Genomic DNA, 17,423 nt, shown 5'->3' with positions numbered 1-17,423 from the left:
AGCAGAAAGAACATGTCAAGAATAGGAAATAATCCAGTAGCAATTCCAGAAGGAGTTACAGTTGATGTTAAAGATAGCGTAGTTACTGTAAAAGGTAAATTAGGAGAATTAACACAAAACTTCGATACTGTTGAAATTAAAGTTGAAGACGGAAACGTACTTGTAACTAGATCATCAGATAGTAAAGAACAAAAGGCTAAACACGGTTTATACAGATCTTTAATGCACAACATGATTGCAGGTGTATCTAAAGGATGGACTAAAGAATTAGAACTTGTTGGTGTAGGTTATAGAGCATCTAACCAAGGTCAAAAATTAGATTTGGCTTTAGGATTCTCTCACAATATCGTTTTAGATGTTGCACCAGAAGTTAAAATTGAAACCATTTCAGAAAAAGGTAAAAACCCAATAGTAAAATTAACATCTCACGATAAACAATTAGTTGGACAAGTTGCTGCGAAAATTCGCGGATTTAGAAAACCAGAACCTTACAAAGGAAAAGGAATCAAGTTTGTTGGTGAAGAATTAAGAAGAAAAGCAGGTAAATCAGCTTAAAAAATTAGTTATGGCATTAACAAAGAACGAAAAAAGACTAAGAATAAAAAGCAGAATACGTAAGGTTGTTTCTGGTACAGAAGCAAGACCACGTTTAGCTGTTTATAGAAGCAATAAAGAAATCTACGCTCAAGTTGTAGACGATGTAACAGGTAAAACCCTAGCTGCAGCATCTTCAAGAGATAAAGATGTCGCTTCTGCAAAAGGAACTAAATCAGAAAAAGCTGCCCTTGTGGGTAAAGCTGTAGCTGAAAGAGCAATTAAAGCAGGTATCAATACGATTTCTTTTGATAGAGGTGGATACCAATATCACGGAAGAGTAAAATCATTAGCTGAAGGCGCACGCGAAGGCGGACTTAAATTCTAAGACACTATGTATCAAAAATATAAAAACGCAGAATTAGTAAAACCAAGTGGAATTGATCTTAAAGATCGTTTAGTTGGTGTTCAAAGAGTTACCAAAGTAACAAAAGGTGGTAGAGCTTTTGGTTTTTCAGCGATCGTAGTGGTTGGTGATGAAGCTGGAGTTGTAGGTCACGGTTTAGGAAAATCTAAAGATGTTGCAACTGCAATCGCAAAAGCTGTTGAAGATGCTAAGAAAAATTTAGTAAGAATTCCTATCATTAAAGGAACCTTACCTCACGAACAAAAAGGTAAATTTGGTGGCGCAAGAGTAAACATTATTCCTGCTGCACCTGGTACTGGAGTTATTGCTGGTGGAGCTGTAAGAACAGTTTTAGAAGCAGTTGGTGTTCACGATGTATTATCAAAATCTCAAGGATCTTCTAACCCTCATAACGTAGTTAAAGCAACTTTTGATGCTTTATTACAATTAAGAGATGCAAGAACAATTGCTAAGGATAGAGGCATTTCTCTTGAAAAAGTATTTAACGGTTAATCAATAGGACGATGGCAAAGATTAAAGTAACAAAAGTAAAAAGCGCAATCAATCGTACACAAACTCAAAAGAGAACTTTAGAAGCTCTTGGGTTAAACAAAATTGGTCAAACCAAAGTACATGATGCATCTCCAAGTATACTTGGAATGGTAAGTAAAGTTTCACATTTAGTTTCTGTTGAAGAAATGAACTAAATAGCTGTCAATTCTATTTCTAAGGTTAATTGATTCATTCGATCTGACCTTAAATAAAAATAGAAATTAACAGATCAAACAAAATAATAAGATACAATGAACTTAAGTAATTTAAAACCAGCAGAAGGTTCTACAAAGAATCAAGGTAAAAGAGTAGGTCGTGGACAAGGTTCTGGAAAAGGTGGTACTGCAACTCGTGGTCACAAAGGAGCTAAGTCGCGTTCAGGTTACTCTAAAAAATTAGGTTTCGAAGGTGGTCAAATGCCACTTCAAAGACGAGTTCCTAAATTTGGATTTACAAATATTAACCGTATAGAATATCAAGGGATTAACTTAGATAAACTACAAGAGTTAGTAGACAACAAGAAAATAAAGGATGCAGTTGATTTTCAAACACTAGTAGATCTAGGTTTGGCGGGAAAGAATGAATTAGTAAAAATTCTTGGTCGTGGTGAATTAAAATCAAAATTAACAGTAACAGCTCATAAATTTACGGCAACAGCAAAAGCTGCAATTGAAGCTGCTGGAGGTGAAGCTGTAACTTTATAAGAACTCTTTAGTATGAAAATAATAGATACATTAAAAAATGTTTGGAAAATAACTGAGCTAAAAGACAGAATCATTTTAACGCTTGGTCTGCTTTTAGTTTACCGTTTTGGTGCTCAGGTTGTATTACCAGGTATTGATGCCACTCAATTAGGAGGTTTACAAGATGGTGCAGATGGAGGTATAATCGGAATCCTTAATATGTTTACTGGTGGTGCCTTTGCTAATGCTTCAGTTTTTGCATTAGGTATTATGCCTTACATTTCGGCTTCTATTGTTGTTCAGTTAATGGGAATTGCTATTCCGTATTTACAGAAATTACAAAAAGAAGGTGCTAGTGGTCAAAAGAAGATTACTCAAATTACACGTTGGTTAACAATTATCATCTGCTTATTCCAAGCACCTGGTTATTTAGCAAGTTTACAACCTGCATTTGGTATTCCTTCAACCGCATTTTTATTAGGTACAGGTCCTGTATTTTATATCTCAGGAGTAATTATATTAGTCACTGGATGTATATTCGCTATGTGGTTAGGTGAAAAAATTACCGATAAAGGTATTGGTAATGGAATATCACTATTAATTATGGTTGGTATTATCGCAACCTTACCTCAATCATTTATTCTTAACGCAGGATCGCGTTTAGATGGTGGTGGAAATGGTGGATTGATGATGATCTTAATCGAATTAGTCGTTTGGTTTGTTATCATCTTAGCTTCAGTAATGCTAGTCATGGCTGTACGTAAAATCGCCGTTCAATATGCGAGACGTACTGCTTCTGGTGGTTACGAAAAAAATGTATTTGGATCAAGACAATTTTTACCATTAAAACTAAATGCTTCAGGTGTAATGCCAATTATCTTTGCTCAAGCAATTATGTTTGTGCCTAGTTTAATTGGAAAGTCTATGGGAACTTCAAGTGAAGTTGGACAATGGATGCAAGCACAGTTTAATGATCCTTTCGGATTGTGGTATAATGTTGTATTTGCATTGTTGATTATCATCTTTACGTATTTCTATACAGCAATTACTGTTCCTACAAACAAAATGGCTGATGATTTAAAACGAAGTGGAGGATTTATTCCTGGAATTAGACCAGGTACCGAAACATCGGAGTATTTAGATAAAATAATGTCGCAAATTACATTACCTGGTTCTATCTTTTTAGCATTAATCGCTGTGTTCCCAGCTATTATTGTACAAGTGATGAACGTTCAAGGTGGATGGGCATTATTCTTTGGTGGCACATCGCTACTAATTATGGTTGGAGTTGCAATAGACACAATGCAGCAAATCAATTCATACTTGTTGAATAAGCATTATGATGGTTTGATGAAGACTGGTAAAAACAGAAAAGCAGTAGCTTAAAATGTAATACTAATTTAGAGGGAAATCTTCGGAAATATTTAGGCAAGGTATTTGCTTATCCAAGATGAAACACTAAAATATATAATATGGCAAAACAAGCAGCAATAGAACAAGACGGATCAATCATCGAAGCATTATCTAATGCGATGTTCCGTGTTGAACTAGAAAATGGTCACATTGTGACAGCACACATTTCAGGTAAAATGCGTATGCATTACATTAAATTGTTACCTGGAGACAAAGTAAAATTAGAAATGAGTCCTTACGATTTAACGAAGGCTCGAATAACTTATAGGTACTAAATTAATTTAAGTGACCAGGCTAAAAAGCACAATCACAAAAAATTAAGTAAAACAACAAAGATGAAAGTAAGAGCATCAATTAAAAAGAGAAGTGCAGACTGTAAATTAGTCCGCAGAAAAGGTAGACTTTACGTCATTAACAAAAAGAATCCACGATTCAAACAAAGACAAGGTTAAACAAGACACTAGACATTAGTAATTAGTAGTTAGATGAATCTGTTCGAAATAGAAATGTTTAGGATTCTAACAACTAAAAGCTAACAGCTAAAAACTAAACAATATGGCAAGAATTGCAGGTGTAGACATACCAAAACAAAAAAGAGGAGTTATTTCTTTAACTTATATCTACGGTGTAGGTAGAAGTAGAGCTCAAGAAATTTTAGCAGCAGCTAAAGTAGACGAAAGCATCAAAGTACAAGATTGGACAGATGAGCAAATTGGAGCAATCCGTGACGCTGTTGGATCATATACTATCGAAGGTGAATTACGTTCTGAAACCCAATTAAACATTAAACGATTAATGGATATTGGATGTTACAGAGGTATTCGTCATAGAGCTGGACTTCCATTAAGAGGTCAAAGAACTAAAAACAACTCTAGAACGAGAAAAGGTAGAAGAAAAACTGTTGCAAACAAGAAAAAAGCAACTAAATAATAATAGTCTTTAGTCTTTAGACGTTGGAAAGAATCTGTTTGAAATTTAACGGTTTAGGATTCTAGCGACTATTACTAAAACTAAAAGCTAAAAAAATATGGCAAAGTCAAGTACAAAAAAACGTAAAGTAATTGTAGATGCTGTAGGAGAAGCTCACGTAGCTGCCTCTTTTAACAACATCATCATCTCTTTAACAAACAAAAAAGGTGACGTTATTTCATGGTCATCAGCTGGTAAAATGGGATTTAGAGGTTCTAAAAAGAACACCCCTTACGCTGCTCAATTAGCTGCAGAAGATGCTGCTGGAGTTGCAAAAGAAGCTGGACTTAAAAAAGTGAAAGTATACGTAAAAGGTCCTGGTAACGGTAGAGAATCTGCAATTAGATCAATTCATAACGCAGGTATCGAAGTCACCGAAATTATCGATGTGACTCCATTACCACACAATGGATGTAGACCTCCAAAAAGAAGAAGAGTATAATTTATGCTTTAAAAGAATTAATATCAACTGTTTTTAATGGTTGATATTAATTTTTTATGTGTAAATTTGCAAACTGAAAAATAACAAACAAGTATCAACGAGAGATCAACGTTCGTCGAAGGATAAGATTAAGACCTTAATTCACAAACACTCTCAAAACAAATTTTAAAATGGCAAGATATACTGGTCCTAAAACTAAAATAGCCCGAAAGTTCGGTGAAGCTATTTTTGGAGATGATAAAGCTTTCGAAAAAAGAAACTATCCTCCAGGTCAACACGGTGCAAACAAGCGTCGTGGAAAAAAATCTGAATATGCAATCCAATTAATGGAAAAGCAAAAAGCAAAATATACCTATGGTATATTAGAAAAGCAATTCAGAAACATGTTTAAAAAAGCAACGGCTGCACAAGGTATTACAGGTGAGGTTTTACTTCAACTTTGTGAATCTCGTTTAGATAATGTAGCTTACAGAATGGGATTATCTCCTTCACGTAGTGGTGCAAGACAATTAGTCTCTCACAGACATATCACAGTAAATGGTGAAATCGTAAACATCCCTTCTTACCAATTAAAAGCCGGAGATGTTGTTGCTGTTAGAGAAAAATCTAAATCATTAGAAGCAATCCAAAATTCATTAGCTAATTCTAGCAATGTATACGAATGGATTACTTGGAACAACGATACAAAACAAGGAACTTATGTTTCTGTTCCAGAACGTATCCAAATTCCAGAAAATATCAACGAACAATACATCGTCGAATTATATTCTAAATAATAAATTAATCATATTGGTATTTAGCCAAAGGATTTATAGTCGTCTTCAAACTTATAAATCGCGCAACTAAATAACAATCAAAACGAAGACACTAGATATGGCAATATTAAATTTTCAGAAGCCCGACAAAGTAATCATGATTGATTCAACCGAGTTTGAAGGTAAATTTGAATTTAGACCTTTAGAACCAGGTTACGGATTAACAGTTGGTAATGCGTTAAGAAGAGTTTTATTATCTTCTTTAGAAGGTTTCGCAATTACATCCATTAGAATAGAAGGCGTAGATCACGAATTCTCTACTATTGCAGGTGTAGTTGAAGACGTTACAGAAATGATTTTGAACTTAAAACAAGTTAACTTTAAGCGTCAAATCGATGAAGTTGATAACGAATCTGTTTCAATTTCTATTTCTGGGCAAAACCAAATTACTGCCGGAGATTTCCAAAAGTTTATCTCAGGTTTCCAAGTATTAAACAAAGACTTAGTCATTTGTAACTTAGATCCTAAAGTAAATATTAACATGGAAATCACTATTGAAAAAGGTAGAGGTTATGTTCCTGCTGAAGAAAACAAAAAAGCTTCAGCTCCAATCGGAACCATCTTTACAGATTCAATTTATACGCCGATTAAAAATGTTAAGTATAGCATTGAAAACTTCCGTGTAGAACAAAAAACAGATTTCGAAAAGTTAGTTTTTGAAATTATCACCGATGGATCAATTGCACCTAAAGATGCTTTAACCGAAGCTGCTAAAATATTAATTCACCACTTCATGTTATTCTCTGATGAGCGTATCACTCTTGAAGCTGATGAAATTGCACAAACTGAAACTTATGATGAAGAATCACTTCACATGAGACAACTATTGAAAACTAAATTAGTTGATATGGATCTTTCTGTACGTGCATTAAACTGTTTAAAAGCTGCTGAAGTTGACACACTTGGAGACTTAGTATCATTTAATAAAAATGACTTAATGAAGTTCCGTAACTTTGGTAAGAAATCTTTAACCGAGCTTGAAGAGCTTGTTAATGTTAAAGGTTTAAACTTCGGAATGGACTTAGCAAAATATAAATTAGACAAAGATTAATACATTAAAATAATCATATTTTGCTCTCCCAATAGCAATCGGGATTTGGTAGCAAGATGATAAAACAAACGTCATGAGACACGGAAAGAAATTTAACCATTTAGGAAGACAAACGGCGCACAGAAAAGCAATGTTAGCTAATATGGCATGTTCGTTAATCGAACACAAACGTATCAACACTACAGTTGCTAAAGCTAAAGCTTTAAAACAATTTGTAGAGCCAATGATTACAAAATCTAAGGAAGATACAACACACAACAGACGTATCGTTATGTCTAGATTAAGACAAAAAGATGCCGTTACTGAATTATTCAGAGACGTGGCTGTTAAAGTTGCAGATCGTCCAGGTGGTTATACGCGAATCATCAAATTAGGAAACAGACTTGGTGATAACGCTGATATGGCAATGATAGAATTAGTTGATTACAACGAGATCTACAATGCAGGTAAAAAAGAGAAGAAAACGACAAGAAGAAGTCGTCGAGGAGGCTCTAAACCAGCAGCTGTCGCTCCAGTTGAAACTAAAGCAACTAACGAAGAAGAGTAAAATGCGACCAATAAAGCGAGTCAAACTTAATTGCAATACAAATCGTAAATTAAACTGGCTTCTCTATTTACCTCTCGATTTTCGAGTGTTAATAAGCATTTAATATATAAAGGATAATCTATTTTAGGTTATCCTTTTTTTTATAGATTTTTGTAAACATATTTTGGGCGTTACTCCCTTTCGCTATAGCTTCAGTGAGTCAGGCTTTTCGCTATATCTTTTTTGGAAAAACAAAAAAGGATGTCGCTACAATCCTTAACGCAGAAGAATAAATAATTAGAAAACACAACAACAAACAAGGTTACGACTAACAACACAACAAAAAATGAAATACCAAAAACGTAAAAAAGCCCTTATTCTTTTAGCCGATGGCACCATTTTTCACGGCAAATCTATAGGTAAAGAAGGTACTGCCTTTGGGGAAGTTTGCTTCAATACAGGAACTACAGGTTACCAGGAAATTTTTACCGATCCGTCGTATTACGGACAATTAATGGTCACTACAAATGCCCATATCGGGAACTATGGCACCAAAGCCGAAGAAATCGAATCAGATACCATTAAAATTGCAGGATTAATTTGTAAAAATTTCAGTTTTGAATATTCACGTCCCGCTGGTGATAAAACTTTAGAAGAATTTCTTAATGACCATAACCTCTTAGCCATTTCCGATGTCGATACACGCGCTTTAGTGAGCCATATTAGAGATCATGGCGCTATGAATGCTGTCATTTCTACTGACGTTGATAATATTGAAGGCTTAAAAAAACAATTAGCCGAAGTGCCTAGCATGGAAGGTTTAGAATTAGCCTCTCAGGTTTCAACCAAAGAACCTTATTACTACGGTGATGAAAATGCGTCTTATAGAATTGCTGCCCTGGATATCGGAATTAAAAAGAACATCCTTCGTAATCTTGCTAAACGCGATGCCTACATTAAAGTGTTTCCGTACAATTCGAAATTTGAAGATTTAGAAGCCTTTAAACCTCATGGTTATTTCTTGTCTAATGGACCTGGAGACCCAGAACCTTTAGTGGAAGCCCAAGCCGTAGCAAAAGAAATAATTAAACGTGATTTACCTTTGTTTGGAATCTGTTTAGGGCATCAGGTTATTGCATTGGCTAACGGAATTTCAACTTATAAAATGCACAACGGACATCGCGGAATCAATCATCCGGTTCAAAATTTAGTTACTACTAAAGGTGAGATAACTTCTCAAAACCACGGCTTTGCCATCAATAGAGAAGAAACCGAAAATCATCCTGATGTTGAGATTACCCATGTGCATCTTAATGACCATACCGTTGCCGGAATTAAACTAAAAAACAAGAACTGCTTCTCAGTACAATATCACCCTGAAGCTAGTCCTGGACCAAACGATTCAACCTATTTGTTTGATGAGTTTATCAATAATATCAAAAATAATTAATGATGGAATGTCAAGGAAACCTAAGTTTTTTTGACATTTCTGTTTTACGAAAACATTATCGTTGAGATATAATGTAATTCTGCTTTACCAGCAGTTATTATAGCCTAACTATTTTGTAAATTTGAAATTCAAATTTTTAAATAACTTAAACCAAACATAATGAGCATTATAATTAATATTCATGCAAGACAAATTTTAGATTCAAGAGGTAACCCAACCGTTGAAGTTGATGTGGTAACCGAAAACGGTGTTATGGGAAGAGCAGCTGTACCTTCAGGAGCATCTACAGGCGAACATGAAGCTGTAGAACTAAGAGATGGTGGCGATAACTATATGGGAAAAGGCGTATTAAAAGCCGTTGATAATGTGAATGCTGTCATTGCTCAAGAATTATTAGGCGAATCGGTGTTTGATCAAAATAGAATTGATCAGTTGATGATCGATTTAGATGGTACACCTAACAAATCAAAATTAGGCGCCAACGCCATTTTAGGAGTGTCTTTAGCGGCTGCAAAAGCGGCTGCAGGTGAATTAGGAATGCCTTTATATCGCTATGTTGGTGGTGTGTCTGCAAATACATTACCTGTGCCAATGATGAACATCATTAATGGTGGTTCTCATAGTGATGCGCCAATTGCATTTCAAGAATTTATGGTCATGCCTGTAAAAGCTAAAAACTTTACGCACGCCATGCAAATGGGAACTGAGATTTTCCATAATCTTAAAAAAGTATTACACGATAGAGGGTTGAGTACAGCTGTTGGTGATGAAGGTGGTTTTGCGCCAAATTTAGAAGGAGGAACCGAAGATGCTTTAGAAACCATAGCAAAAGCTGTCGCTAATGCTGGATATAAATTAGGTGATGATGTGATGATTGCTTTAGATTGTGCTGCTGCCGAATTCTATAAAGATGGTAAATACGATTATACTATTTTTGAAGGCGACTCCGGAAGTGTGCGTACGAGTCAGGAGCAGGCCGATTACTTAGCCGAATTATCAGAGAAATATCCAATTATCTCAATAGAAGATGGTATGGATGAAAACGACTGGGAAGGTTGGAAATACTTAACTGAAAAAATCGGAAACAAAGTACAACTCGTTGGTGATGATTTATTCGTAACTAACGTAGAGCGTTTATCTCGTGGTATCGAAAATGGGATCGCTAATTCAATCTTGATTAAAGTAAATCAAATTGGAACCTTAACTGAGACTATTTCCGCAGTAAATATGGCTCATAATGCAGGATATACTTCGGTAATGTCTCATCGTTCTGGTGAAACTGAAGATAATACTATTGCCGATTTAGCTGTGGCTTTAAACACCGGACAAATCAAAACGGGTTCTGCGTCACGTAGTGATCGTATGGCAAAGTACAATCAGTTATTACGTATCGAAGAAGAATTAGATACAACGGCTTACTTTCCGGGCTTAAATGCTTTTAAAGTTAAATAAGACTGTTTTAAATAAATATTTAAAAAACCTATTCGTTAATTCGGCTAGGTTTTTTTATGTCATTCTGAAGAAGATTTTTACGATAACTAAAAACTATAAAGCAAACCATTAGTCAGTTCAAATTGGGTCTTCGGAATGCTTGAACTCACCGGAAAGGCATCGTAAAAATAATTGAAGTTAGTCTTAAAGGCTAAATTTTTAAAGACTTCAAATAGAAGTGCAGTATTACTCGAAAAGCGATAATCACTAAAGGCATCAATTCTCGGCTGATAATAACTAGTGCTAATAATACTAATCGTTTCTGTAGGATACATACTAAAGGATAGATAGGCACTTCCTCTGACATCCTTTTGAACACGATCGCTAATAACATTAGACGCTTTTTCATATTCGTACATAATCAAGGTACCTAAATAAAAACGGTAATTCTCATGTTCTGAGAGTTTAAATCGTGGACCAGTACCTAATAAGCCTCTAAAATCAATTTCAGAAATTGCATCATATTGTGCCTGAACAAAAGCTTCCCATTTTATACGAGACGACACTTTTCTATTATAACGCAAATGCTGTGTTCCGCGGTTAACTAATGAATTACCTTCAATTTTCTGAAGATTTAAATCATTCACAAAAAGCCATAAGTTAGTTTTATCATTATACTGAATGTGAGCCTTGTTTGCAATTCTGAAAATATCATTCTTGTTTTTTATCAGCGATAAATCTAAACTAACCGAACCTGTCCATTTTGCAGAATCGGAAGCCTTCCGTAAAGTTTCAACGTTTACCACTTGAGAAACGGAAGTTAATGACCAACAAAAAAAGAGTAGAGTAAGATATCGCATAGCTAAAAATTGATGCCGCAAAATTAATAATTACCATTTGTAATTCAAGATAAATCTATCTTTTGATGTCATGTTAATACTATAAAATGGACTCCTAGTAGCTCATCGATTTTTTGAATACCAAAATTGTTAAAAGCATTATAATATCACTTCGTAAATCCTTAGATATTTTGTAATTTAGCAATCCGCAAAAACAAAACAAATTCTCATATATATGTCAGATAAAGCTACACTAGAAATTAATGGTAAAAAACATGAATTCCCGTTAGTTACAGGTACCGAAAACGAAGTTGCAATTGATATTAAAACCCTTAGAGGTGTTACAGGTGGTGTGACCACAATTGATCCTGGTTATAAAAACACTGGGTCTTGTGAAAGTGCCATTACATTTCTAGATGGTGAAAAAGGAATTTTAAGATATAGAGGTTATTCTATTGAAGAATTAGCCGAAAAAGCCGATTTTTTAGAAGTAGCTTATTTATTAATATTTGGCGAACTTCCTAATCAAGAAGAATTGGATAAATTCCATTCCGATATTAAAAAGCATGCTGTTGTTGATGATGACATTAAAAAAATATTAGATGCCTTTCCTAAGTCTGCGCATCCAATGGGTGTTTTAGCATCGTTAACAAGTGCCTTAACAGCTTTTAATCCATCTTCAGTAAACGTAGACTCTGAAGAAGAAATGTACAATGCCATTGTTAGAATTTTAGGTAAATTTCCAATCTTAGTGGCTTGGACTTTACGTAAAAAGCAAGGGATGCCATTAGATTATGGCAGTTCGTCTTTAGGTTATGTAGAGAATATCTTACAAATGATGTTTAAGCGTCCTGATGAAGATTACACGCAAAACAAGATTCTAGTTAATGCTTTAGATAAATTATTAATTCTTCATGCCGATCATGAGCAAAACTGTTCAACATCTACAGTAAGAATTACAGGATCGTCACATGCAGGATTATTTGTATCCTTATCTGCTGGTATTTCTGCACTTTGGGGACCACTTCATGGTGGAGCTAACCAAGCGGTTTTAGAAATGCTGGAAGCGATTAAAGAAGATGGTGGTGATACTAAAAAATACATGGCAAAAGCTAAAGACAAAAATGATCCATTCCGTTTAATGGGCTTTGGACATAGAGTCTACAAAAATTTCGATCCAAGAGCAAAAATCATCAAGGTTGCTGCAGATGATGTGTTAAGTGATTTAGGTGTTGAAGACCCAATTTTAGATATTGCAAAAGGCTTAGAAAAAGAAGCTTTAGAAGATGCCTATTTTGTAGATAGAAAATTATATCCAAATGTCGATTTCTACTCTGGAATTATTTACAGAGCCATGGGAATTCCTGTTGAAATGTTTACAGTAATGTTCGCTTTAGGACGTTTACCAGGATGGATTGCACAATGGAAAGAAATGCGTATGCGTAAAGAGCCAATTGGTCGTCCAAGACAATTATATGTTGGTGAAACCTACCGACCTTTTAAAGCTATTAGTGAACGTTAAACTCCTATAAGAGATTACAAAAGCTTCATAATTCTATGAAGCTTTTTTTATATTTGTAATCTATGATTCAACCTCACGTTAAAAACGAAACCTCTCGATTGAGAGCTGTTATTCTTGGTACGGCTAAGAGCAACGGACCAACACCAACTGTAGCACAAGCATACGACCCTAAATCTTTAGAACATATCAAAGCAGGAACCTATCCTAAAGAAGCAGATATGGTCAAAGAAATGGAAGCTGTTGCCCAAGTTTTTGAAAAATATGAGGTGAAAGTTTACCGACCAGAAATTATTAAAGATTGCAATCAGATTTTTTCTAGAGATATTGGTTTTGTAATCGATACTACATTTATCAAAGCAAATATTCTTCCGGATCGTGAAGAAGAACTCGACGCGATTCAGTATGTGATTGATCAAATAGATCCTAAAAATGTTCTGCGACCTCCTGAAGAAGTTCATATTGAAGGTGGTGATGTGATTGTATGGAATGACCATATTTTTATTGGCACCTATCGCGAACCCGATTATGCCGATTATATCGTTGCAAGAACCAATGTAGAAGGTGTCGATTATATTACGAAACTATTTCCGCATAAAACGGTCAAGAGTTTTAACCTGCGAAAGTCTCAAACCAATCCTAAAGATAATGCCTTACATTTAGATTGTTGCTTTCAACCTATTGGCACGAATAAAGCAATTTTGCACAAAGAAGGTTTTCTAGAGGAAACAGAATACGAATGGTTACTGAATTTCTTCGGAAAAGAAAACTGTTTTATCATTTCCAAAGATGAAATGTATGACATGAATAGTAATGTATTCTCTATTTCTGAAGATGTTATTGTTTCTGAACGTCATTTCACCCGATTAAACACTTGGCTTCGCGCGCAAGGATTTACGGTTGAAGAAGTCCCTTATGCCGAAATAGCAAAGCAGGAAGGCTTGTTACGCTGCTCAACGCTCCCTTTGATTCGAGATTAATTTAAAATTTTTATTAAATCGTCTTTCGGTTTGGTGTATTCGTTCTTATTAAAATTAAGTACAATAAGATACATTACTAGAATTCCAAATGCTATGAGTAAGGTATACTTTTCCGTAAAAAGAATGATTACAAATAATTGACTTACTAAAAAAAATAGAAAGTATAGTTTAGCACTTGATACAACACTGGTGGCATAAACTTCAGTTTTAGTGCCAGAAGCCTTCATTCGGACTTTAGTTTTGTAATAATAGGTTTTACTATAAGTTTTAAAATCCTCTTCTTGGAACCAAAACGTGTTATTGCTTTTTTCAGTTTCATAACTGTAATTCGAATTGATATCTAACATTAGATGATCAAAAGATTCGAAAATTTGGGCTACAGTTTTATGTGAATTGTATGTGTTAAAACTAAAAGGTAATAATTTCATAAACAGCATCTAATAGGCTATGTTGTATATAATTAATTCTTCTCTTTTGGCGATTTTACTTTTTAATAGCTACCGCAAACTCTAAAGCAGCACCTAAAGCTCCTTTGGTAATTTCGTAAACATAAGCTACATCCATATGTGCTAAGTCATCATCTTTGGTATGATTCATAGGCGACTCATGTTTTTCAAAGAGTCCGGTTATCACAAAACCTTGATCTTCAAATGGCATATAGTCTGAAGCATAGGCATTTGCAATTTCAGTTTTCAGATTGGAGTATAAGCGCATATAATTGGCCAGCTGTGTCGTGGCCTTCGCTGAGGCTTCGTTATTTGAGGTGGGTTGTGATTCATCACGTTCGCAAACCACCGTATCATTTGTTTTACCTTTAACACCACCAACTTCATCAATATTAAAGACTAATTTAATATCTAGTTGGTCTTTAATTACTGTGTTTTTTACATAATAGTTACTGCCAATCAATCCGTCTTCTTCTCCCGAAAAATGAATAAACTTAATCGAATATTCAGTATCTATATCTTTTAGAAGTCGTGCAAGTTCCATAATAAGAATGGTTCCTGTGCCATTATCGTTAGTGCCAGGACCATTAATGGTATCGTAGTGTGCATCAATAACGATAAAGGTATTTGGATATTTGGTTCCGGTTTTGGTTACAATAATATTATGACTTGTGCCTGCTTTATAACTAAAAGGCTGCAATACGATGTCTGTATAACCTAAACGTTTATAACGCGAGGTAATCCAGGTTTCACATTGTGTAAGAGCTTCAGAACCGACATTTTTTATTCCGAAGTTTTCAAAAGTCGTTAAATCTTTAAGGATGTTTGCTTCCGAAGTTTTAGCAACCACATCAGCATAAAACTGATTTTTCGTTTGAGCAGAACAGGCACTAATACCCAAAAACATTAGTAAAATAAAGGTTATTGATTTCATCATAAAATATCGGAATTAATACATTTACTATTCTCTGTACAACAGATAATTGTTGACCAAATCAATGTAAATGCGTTTCGCTTCGTCTGGAGTAACGTCTTGAACCTGAAACAATGCGTTGGTCTTAAAAGCATTGATAATTGGTTTGCTGCTACTTGGTCTGGAGTAATTATTACTCGCTTTTTTGTAATAAGCGTAAAGGCGCAATAAAAAATCGGCAGGAAAAGGTTCGGTATGCGCGTTAATTCGTGCTACTGCTTCTTGAAATTCTATGTCCAGTTCTTCGGAAGTCATTGTTTTTCGGCAATTATACTTTCGCCACCTTTTACTTTTTGATTCAATTCTACTTTTATATCGGCATCAAGCGGAAGGAACAGGTCAACACGTGATCCAAATTTTATAAATCCGGAATCACTTCCTTGAACTGCTTCATCATCTGCTTTGGCATAATTTACGATACGCTTAGCTAAGGCTCCTGCAATTTGTCGGTACAACACTTTTCCGAAGTTATTATTTTCAACGACAACGGTGGTGCGTTCATTTTCTTCACTCGCTTTTGGATGCCAGGCTACCAGATATTTTCCTGGATGGTATTTACTATAGGTCACTTTACCACTAATAGGATAGCGTGTTACATGCACATTGATGGGCGACATAAATACAGAGACTTGTATGCGTTTGTCCTTAAAAACTTCTTTTTCAAAAACTTCTTCAATAACGACTACTTTTCCGTCTACAGGCGATACAGCAGTATGATCTTGCAGGCTCGTAAAACGTTTAGGGTTCCTAAAAAACTGAAGGATAAGAACGAGCAGTACCAACATGCCAACCATGAGCGTAATTCGCAACCAATTGATATCGATAAATCGATCTATTAATAAAATGGATGCAATCACAACGACTAATGTGATGAAAATAATTTTATAACCTTCTTTATGAAACATAGGTAACAATTCTTAAAAACAAAAATATAAAAGATGCTGCAAATATGATACTATCGAGGCGATCTAACAAGCCGCCATGACCTGGCATAATAACACCACTGTCTTTTACATTAGCCTGACGTTTAAATTTAGATTCTATGAGGTCTCCAAGGGTTCCGAAGACACTAATAATAATACTTAAAATGAGCCAATTTGTAAAGCTTAATGTATCTGTAAAGTTAGCAATAAAATAACTGCCAATACAGGAAAAAAAGAGACCGCCTAAAAAACCTTCCACAGTTTTCTTTGGTGATATGCTAGGAAACAACTTTTGTTTTCCAAAGTTTTTACCAACTAGATAGGCAAAAGTGTCATTTATCCAAATAAGTATAAACGATCCTAAAAGGAGTAGTGGTGTGAACTCTTGATTAAAATTACCGATACAGATGAGAAACACAAAACTACTAGATAAATAAAAGGTTGTGATTATAAAACGTTTGGTACTAAATAGCGGAATGGTTTTTTCTGAAAACAAATCCTTAATCAAGATAAGTTGTACAAAAATGGTAATGACGAGTAAGATTTGCGAAGCTTCGTTAAAGCCTGTTGATGTTTCTGAAAAAAGTTTCCAATAAGCAAAACCAAAATAGAGCGAAGCAAATACAGGATAAGGCCAGAAACTTTTTAATTGGATAAGTTTTTTAAATTCTGCGAGGCAAACGATTCCAAAAATGAAAAACAAAACAATGAGTGCGTGCTGCCAAAATAGTGATGCAATGAGTAATGAAACGTATAACAAGCCAGAGAGCGCTCTTGTACCAAGTTCTTTCATTTATAAATCTTCTAGGAGCAACAAATATAAGTTTTTTGAACTGCTTCCGTAGGTAAGGAAGTCTTTATCTTCAATTGTTTTAAAGTGCTTTATAGTAGTAATGTTTGTTGGAATTTTATCTCTGTTTTTTCCTTTGATTCCGCGTAATCCTTCACCTATATTTTGAACAAACTGGCTGGTTGTAGCATAGATGATAAAATTATCGGGCAGTTCTTTTAATTTCTTTTCAGCAATTTGGTTGGAGGAAATAAGTAATGAACCGTCATCAGAAATTAAGTACTCACAGGTTGAAAAGAAATAGGTGCTTTCAGATATGCGCTTAGTTGTATTGAATTCAAAATTTGTAAATAATTCATTGAGGCGCTCGTCAAACAACAATACTTTTTCTTCGCCCCAATTATTTTCATTTAAAATAGCATTTAGGCTGTCATAGATTTCCTGCATATTTTCGCAATAGAGAAATTTACCGCCATTAGCTTTAAAATTTATTGTGAATTGTTCATCAACGGGCAGCTTTATTTCAGGCATGTACTTGCCTCTCTCTTCGCTTTTTATGTTGTCTTCAGGAGTGTTTTTTAAACCGAAGATTTTACGAAATAGACTCATGTATAGGAATTGCTATTAACCTAATTGAATTAATGTATTTCTCAAATATAAAAAAACTTAAACTAATGCTGT

The 17,423-nt window shown here is 34.7% G+C and carries 24 protein-coding genes; 17 read left to right on the top strand and 7 right to left on the bottom strand.

All coding sequences use genetic code 11. The annotated features are described in order from the left end of the window. The first annotated feature begins 12 nt into the window (after positions 1 to 12). From rplF to eno, 15 genes are all read left to right on the top strand, one after another. Positions 13 to 555, top strand: a complete 543-nt coding sequence (rplF, locus tag N4270_RS12925; RefSeq protein ID WP_260097699.1) for a 50S ribosomal protein L6 — start codon at positions 13 to 15, stop codon at positions 553 to 555. 10 nt (positions 556 to 565) lie between these two features. Further along, positions 566 to 922: a 50S ribosomal protein L18 gene (gene rplR / locus N4270_RS12920; RefSeq protein WP_204346307.1), complete on the top strand. Its 357-nt coding sequence runs from the start codon at positions 566 to 568 to the stop codon at positions 920 to 922. Positions 923 to 928: 6 nt separating this feature from the next. Continuing rightward, a complete protein-coding gene (gene rpsE / locus N4270_RS12915) occupies positions 929 to 1,453 on the top strand; it encodes a 30S ribosomal protein S5 (protein ID WP_260097698.1) in 525 nt (174 codons plus the stop codon). An 11-nt stretch (positions 1,454 to 1,464) separates the two neighbouring features. After that, positions 1,465 to 1,647: a 50S ribosomal protein L30 gene (rpmD, locus tag N4270_RS12910; protein ID WP_260097697.1), complete on the top strand. Its 183-nt coding sequence runs from the start codon at positions 1,465 to 1,467 to the stop codon at positions 1,645 to 1,647. A 96-nt stretch (positions 1,648 to 1,743) separates the two neighbouring features. Continuing rightward, positions 1,744 to 2,196 (top strand): 50S ribosomal protein L15, encoded by a 453-nt coding sequence (gene rplO, locus N4270_RS12905; RefSeq protein ID WP_260097696.1) that lies wholly within the window; start codon positions 1,744 to 1,746, stop codon positions 2,194 to 2,196. A gap of 12 nt (positions 2,197 to 2,208) precedes the next feature. After that, positions 2,209 to 3,561: a preprotein translocase subunit SecY gene (gene secY / locus N4270_RS12900; protein WP_260097695.1), complete on the top strand. Its 1,353-nt coding sequence runs from the start codon at positions 2,209 to 2,211 to the stop codon at positions 3,559 to 3,561. Positions 3,562 to 3,647: 86 nt separating this feature from the next. Next, complete coding sequence (gene infA / locus N4270_RS12895) at positions 3,648 to 3,863, top strand: translation initiation factor IF-1 (RefSeq protein ID WP_026753784.1); 216 nt, start codon at positions 3,648 to 3,650, stop codon at positions 3,861 to 3,863. 60 nt (positions 3,864 to 3,923) lie between these two features. After that, positions 3,924 to 4,040, top strand: coding sequence for a type B 50S ribosomal protein L36 (gene ykgO / locus N4270_RS12890; protein WP_081990159.1), 117 nt, complete (start codon positions 3,924 to 3,926; stop codon positions 4,038 to 4,040). 103 nt (positions 4,041 to 4,143) lie between these two features. Further along, a complete protein-coding gene (rpsM, locus tag N4270_RS12885) occupies positions 4,144 to 4,518 on the top strand; it encodes a 30S ribosomal protein S13 (protein WP_260097693.1) in 375 nt (124 codons plus the stop codon). A gap of 97 nt (positions 4,519 to 4,615) precedes the next feature. Next, positions 4,616 to 4,999, top strand: a complete 384-nt coding sequence (gene rpsK, locus N4270_RS12880) for a 30S ribosomal protein S11 (protein WP_120202429.1) — start codon at positions 4,616 to 4,618, stop codon at positions 4,997 to 4,999. Between the two features lie 170 nt (positions 5,000 to 5,169). Then, positions 5,170 to 5,775: a 30S ribosomal protein S4 gene (rpsD, locus tag N4270_RS12875; protein WP_260097685.1), complete on the top strand. Its 606-nt coding sequence runs from the start codon at positions 5,170 to 5,172 to the stop codon at positions 5,773 to 5,775. Positions 5,776 to 5,872: 97 nt separating this feature from the next. Continuing rightward, a complete protein-coding gene (locus tag N4270_RS12870) occupies positions 5,873 to 6,865 on the top strand; it encodes a DNA-directed RNA polymerase subunit alpha (RefSeq protein ID WP_091423918.1) in 993 nt (330 codons plus the stop codon). Between the two features lie 73 nt (positions 6,866 to 6,938). Then, positions 6,939 to 7,412, top strand: coding sequence for a 50S ribosomal protein L17 (rplQ, locus tag N4270_RS12865; RefSeq protein WP_204346299.1), 474 nt, complete (start codon positions 6,939 to 6,941; stop codon positions 7,410 to 7,412). Between the two features lie 325 nt (positions 7,413 to 7,737). Next, positions 7,738 to 8,841 carry a glutamine-hydrolyzing carbamoyl-phosphate synthase small subunit gene (gene carA, locus N4270_RS12860; protein WP_260097677.1) on the top strand — a complete coding sequence of 368 codons (1,104 nt, stop codon included), beginning with the start codon at positions 7,738 to 7,740 and terminating at the stop codon, positions 8,839 to 8,841. 159 nt (positions 8,842 to 9,000) lie between these two features. After that, a complete protein-coding gene (gene eno, locus N4270_RS12855; RefSeq protein WP_260097676.1) occupies positions 9,001 to 10,293 on the top strand; it encodes a phosphopyruvate hydratase in 1,293 nt (430 codons plus the stop codon). 86 nt (positions 10,294 to 10,379) lie between these two features. Here the strand turns inward: eno and N4270_RS12850 are convergent, their stop codons facing one another. Beyond that, on the bottom strand, positions 10,380 to 11,132 hold the full coding sequence (locus N4270_RS12850; protein ID WP_260097675.1) for a DUF481 domain-containing protein: 753 nt from the start codon (positions 11,130 to 11,132) through the stop codon (positions 10,380 to 10,382). Between the two features lie 214 nt (positions 11,133 to 11,346). Here N4270_RS12850 and N4270_RS12845 point away from each other — a divergent pair, with 214 nt between their 5' ends. After that, a complete protein-coding gene (locus N4270_RS12845) occupies positions 11,347 to 12,633 on the top strand; it encodes a citrate synthase (RefSeq protein ID WP_260097674.1) in 1,287 nt (428 codons plus the stop codon). A gap of 62 nt (positions 12,634 to 12,695) precedes the next feature. Beyond that, on the top strand, positions 12,696 to 13,610 hold the full coding sequence (locus N4270_RS12840) for a dimethylarginine dimethylaminohydrolase family protein (protein ID WP_260097673.1): 915 nt from the start codon (positions 12,696 to 12,698) through the stop codon (positions 13,608 to 13,610). On the opposite strand, the gene N4270_RS12835 is transcribed toward N4270_RS12840, so the two are convergent. Genes N4270_RS12835 through N4270_RS12810 form a run of 6 tightly spaced genes read right to left on the bottom strand, consistent with a single transcriptional unit; the run spans position 13,607 to position 17,351 of the window. Continuing rightward, on the bottom strand, positions 13,607 to 14,038 hold the full coding sequence (locus N4270_RS12835; RefSeq protein WP_260097672.1) for a hypothetical protein: 432 nt from the start codon (positions 14,036 to 14,038) through the stop codon (positions 13,607 to 13,609). The two genes, N4270_RS12840 and N4270_RS12835, sit on opposite strands and share 4 nt — an antisense overlap. Before the next feature lie 55 nt (positions 14,039 to 14,093). After that, the gene (locus N4270_RS12830; RefSeq protein ID WP_260097671.1) at positions 14,094 to 14,993 is read right to left on the bottom strand and encodes a M28 family metallopeptidase; all 900 of its coding nucleotides are present in this window, start codon (positions 14,991 to 14,993) and stop codon (positions 14,094 to 14,096) included. Positions 14,994 to 15,017: 24 nt separating this feature from the next. Further along, the gene (locus N4270_RS12825) at positions 15,018 to 15,284 is read right to left on the bottom strand and encodes an acyl-CoA-binding protein (protein ID WP_260097670.1); all 267 of its coding nucleotides are present in this window, start codon (positions 15,282 to 15,284) and stop codon (positions 15,018 to 15,020) included. Beyond that, entirely contained in the window at positions 15,281 to 15,934 is a 654-nt protein-coding gene (locus tag N4270_RS12820; RefSeq protein ID WP_260097669.1) for a phosphatidylserine decarboxylase family protein, read from the bottom strand. Before N4270_RS12820 ends, N4270_RS12825 begins: the two co-directional genes overlap by 4 nt. Then, complete coding sequence (locus tag N4270_RS12815; RefSeq protein WP_260097668.1) at positions 15,924 to 16,745, bottom strand: phosphatidate cytidylyltransferase; 822 nt, start codon at positions 16,743 to 16,745, stop codon at positions 15,924 to 15,926. Before N4270_RS12815 ends, N4270_RS12820 begins: the two co-directional genes overlap by 11 nt. Further along, a complete protein-coding gene (locus N4270_RS12810; RefSeq protein WP_260097667.1) occupies positions 16,746 to 17,351 on the bottom strand; it encodes a lactate utilization protein in 606 nt (201 codons plus the stop codon). Positions 17,352 to 17,423 lie beyond the last annotated feature (72 nt).

It is taken from the genome of Psychroserpens sp. SPM9, assembly GCF_025153525.1.
GTDB lineage: Bacteria > Bacteroidota > Bacteroidia > Flavobacteriales > Flavobacteriaceae > Psychroserpens.
Note: the sequence above shows the minus strand (reverse complement) of the source record. Positions and strands in the feature narration are given on the sequence as shown.

Coding starts and splice junctions, on each gene's coding strand:
- N4270_RS12840 (WP_260097673.1), top strand. CDS start 12,696: ATGATTCAACCTCACGTTAAAAACGAAACCTCTCGATTGAGAGCTGTT.
- secY (WP_260097695.1), top strand. CDS start 2,209: ATGAAAATAATAGATACATTAAAAAATGTTTGGAAAATAACTGAGCTA.
- N4270_RS12810 (WP_260097667.1), bottom strand. CDS start 17,351: ATGAGTCTATTTCGTAAAATCTTCGGTTTAAAAAACACTCCTGAAGAC.
- rpsE (WP_260097698.1), top strand. CDS start 929: ATGTATCAAAAATATAAAAACGCAGAATTAGTAAAACCAAGTGGAATT.
- rplO (WP_260097696.1), top strand. CDS start 1,744: ATGAACTTAAGTAATTTAAAACCAGCAGAAGGTTCTACAAAGAATCAA.
- N4270_RS12850 (WP_260097675.1), bottom strand. CDS start 11,132: ATGCGATATCTTACTCTACTCTTTTTTTGTTGGTCATTAACTTCCGTT.
- N4270_RS12835 (WP_260097672.1), bottom strand. CDS start 14,038: ATGAAATTATTACCTTTTAGTTTTAACACATACAATTCACATAAAACT.
- infA (WP_026753784.1), top strand. CDS start 3,648: ATGGCAAAACAAGCAGCAATAGAACAAGACGGATCAATCATCGAAGCA.
- N4270_RS12830 (WP_260097671.1), bottom strand. CDS start 14,993: ATGATGAAATCAATAACCTTTATTTTACTAATGTTTTTGGGTATTAGT.
- rpsD (WP_260097685.1), top strand. CDS start 5,170: ATGGCAAGATATACTGGTCCTAAAACTAAAATAGCCCGAAAGTTCGGT.
- rplR (WP_204346307.1), top strand. CDS start 566: ATGGCATTAACAAAGAACGAAAAAAGACTAAGAATAAAAAGCAGAATA.
- eno (WP_260097676.1), top strand. CDS start 9,001: ATGAGCATTATAATTAATATTCATGCAAGACAAATTTTAGATTCAAGA.
- carA (WP_260097677.1), top strand. CDS start 7,738: ATGAAATACCAAAAACGTAAAAAAGCCCTTATTCTTTTAGCCGATGGC.
- rpmD (WP_260097697.1), top strand. CDS start 1,465: ATGGCAAAGATTAAAGTAACAAAAGTAAAAAGCGCAATCAATCGTACA.
- rplQ (WP_204346299.1), top strand. CDS start 6,939: ATGAGACACGGAAAGAAATTTAACCATTTAGGAAGACAAACGGCGCAC.
- N4270_RS12845 (WP_260097674.1), top strand. CDS start 11,347: ATGTCAGATAAAGCTACACTAGAAATTAATGGTAAAAAACATGAATTC.
- N4270_RS12820 (WP_260097669.1), bottom strand. CDS start 15,934: ATGTTTCATAAAGAAGGTTATAAAATTATTTTCATCACATTAGTCGTT.
- N4270_RS12870 (WP_091423918.1), top strand. CDS start 5,873: ATGGCAATATTAAATTTTCAGAAGCCCGACAAAGTAATCATGATTGAT.
- N4270_RS12815 (WP_260097668.1), bottom strand. CDS start 16,745: ATGAAAGAACTTGGTACAAGAGCGCTCTCTGGCTTGTTATACGTTTCA.
- ykgO (WP_081990159.1), top strand. CDS start 3,924: ATGAAAGTAAGAGCATCAATTAAAAAGAGAAGTGCAGACTGTAAATTA.
- rplF (WP_260097699.1), top strand. CDS start 13: ATGTCAAGAATAGGAAATAATCCAGTAGCAATTCCAGAAGGAGTTACA.
- rpsK (WP_120202429.1), top strand. CDS start 4,616: ATGGCAAAGTCAAGTACAAAAAAACGTAAAGTAATTGTAGATGCTGTA.
- N4270_RS12825 (WP_260097670.1), bottom strand. CDS start 15,284: ATGACTTCCGAAGAACTGGACATAGAATTTCAAGAAGCAGTAGCACGA.
- rpsM (WP_260097693.1), top strand. CDS start 4,144: ATGGCAAGAATTGCAGGTGTAGACATACCAAAACAAAAAAGAGGAGTT.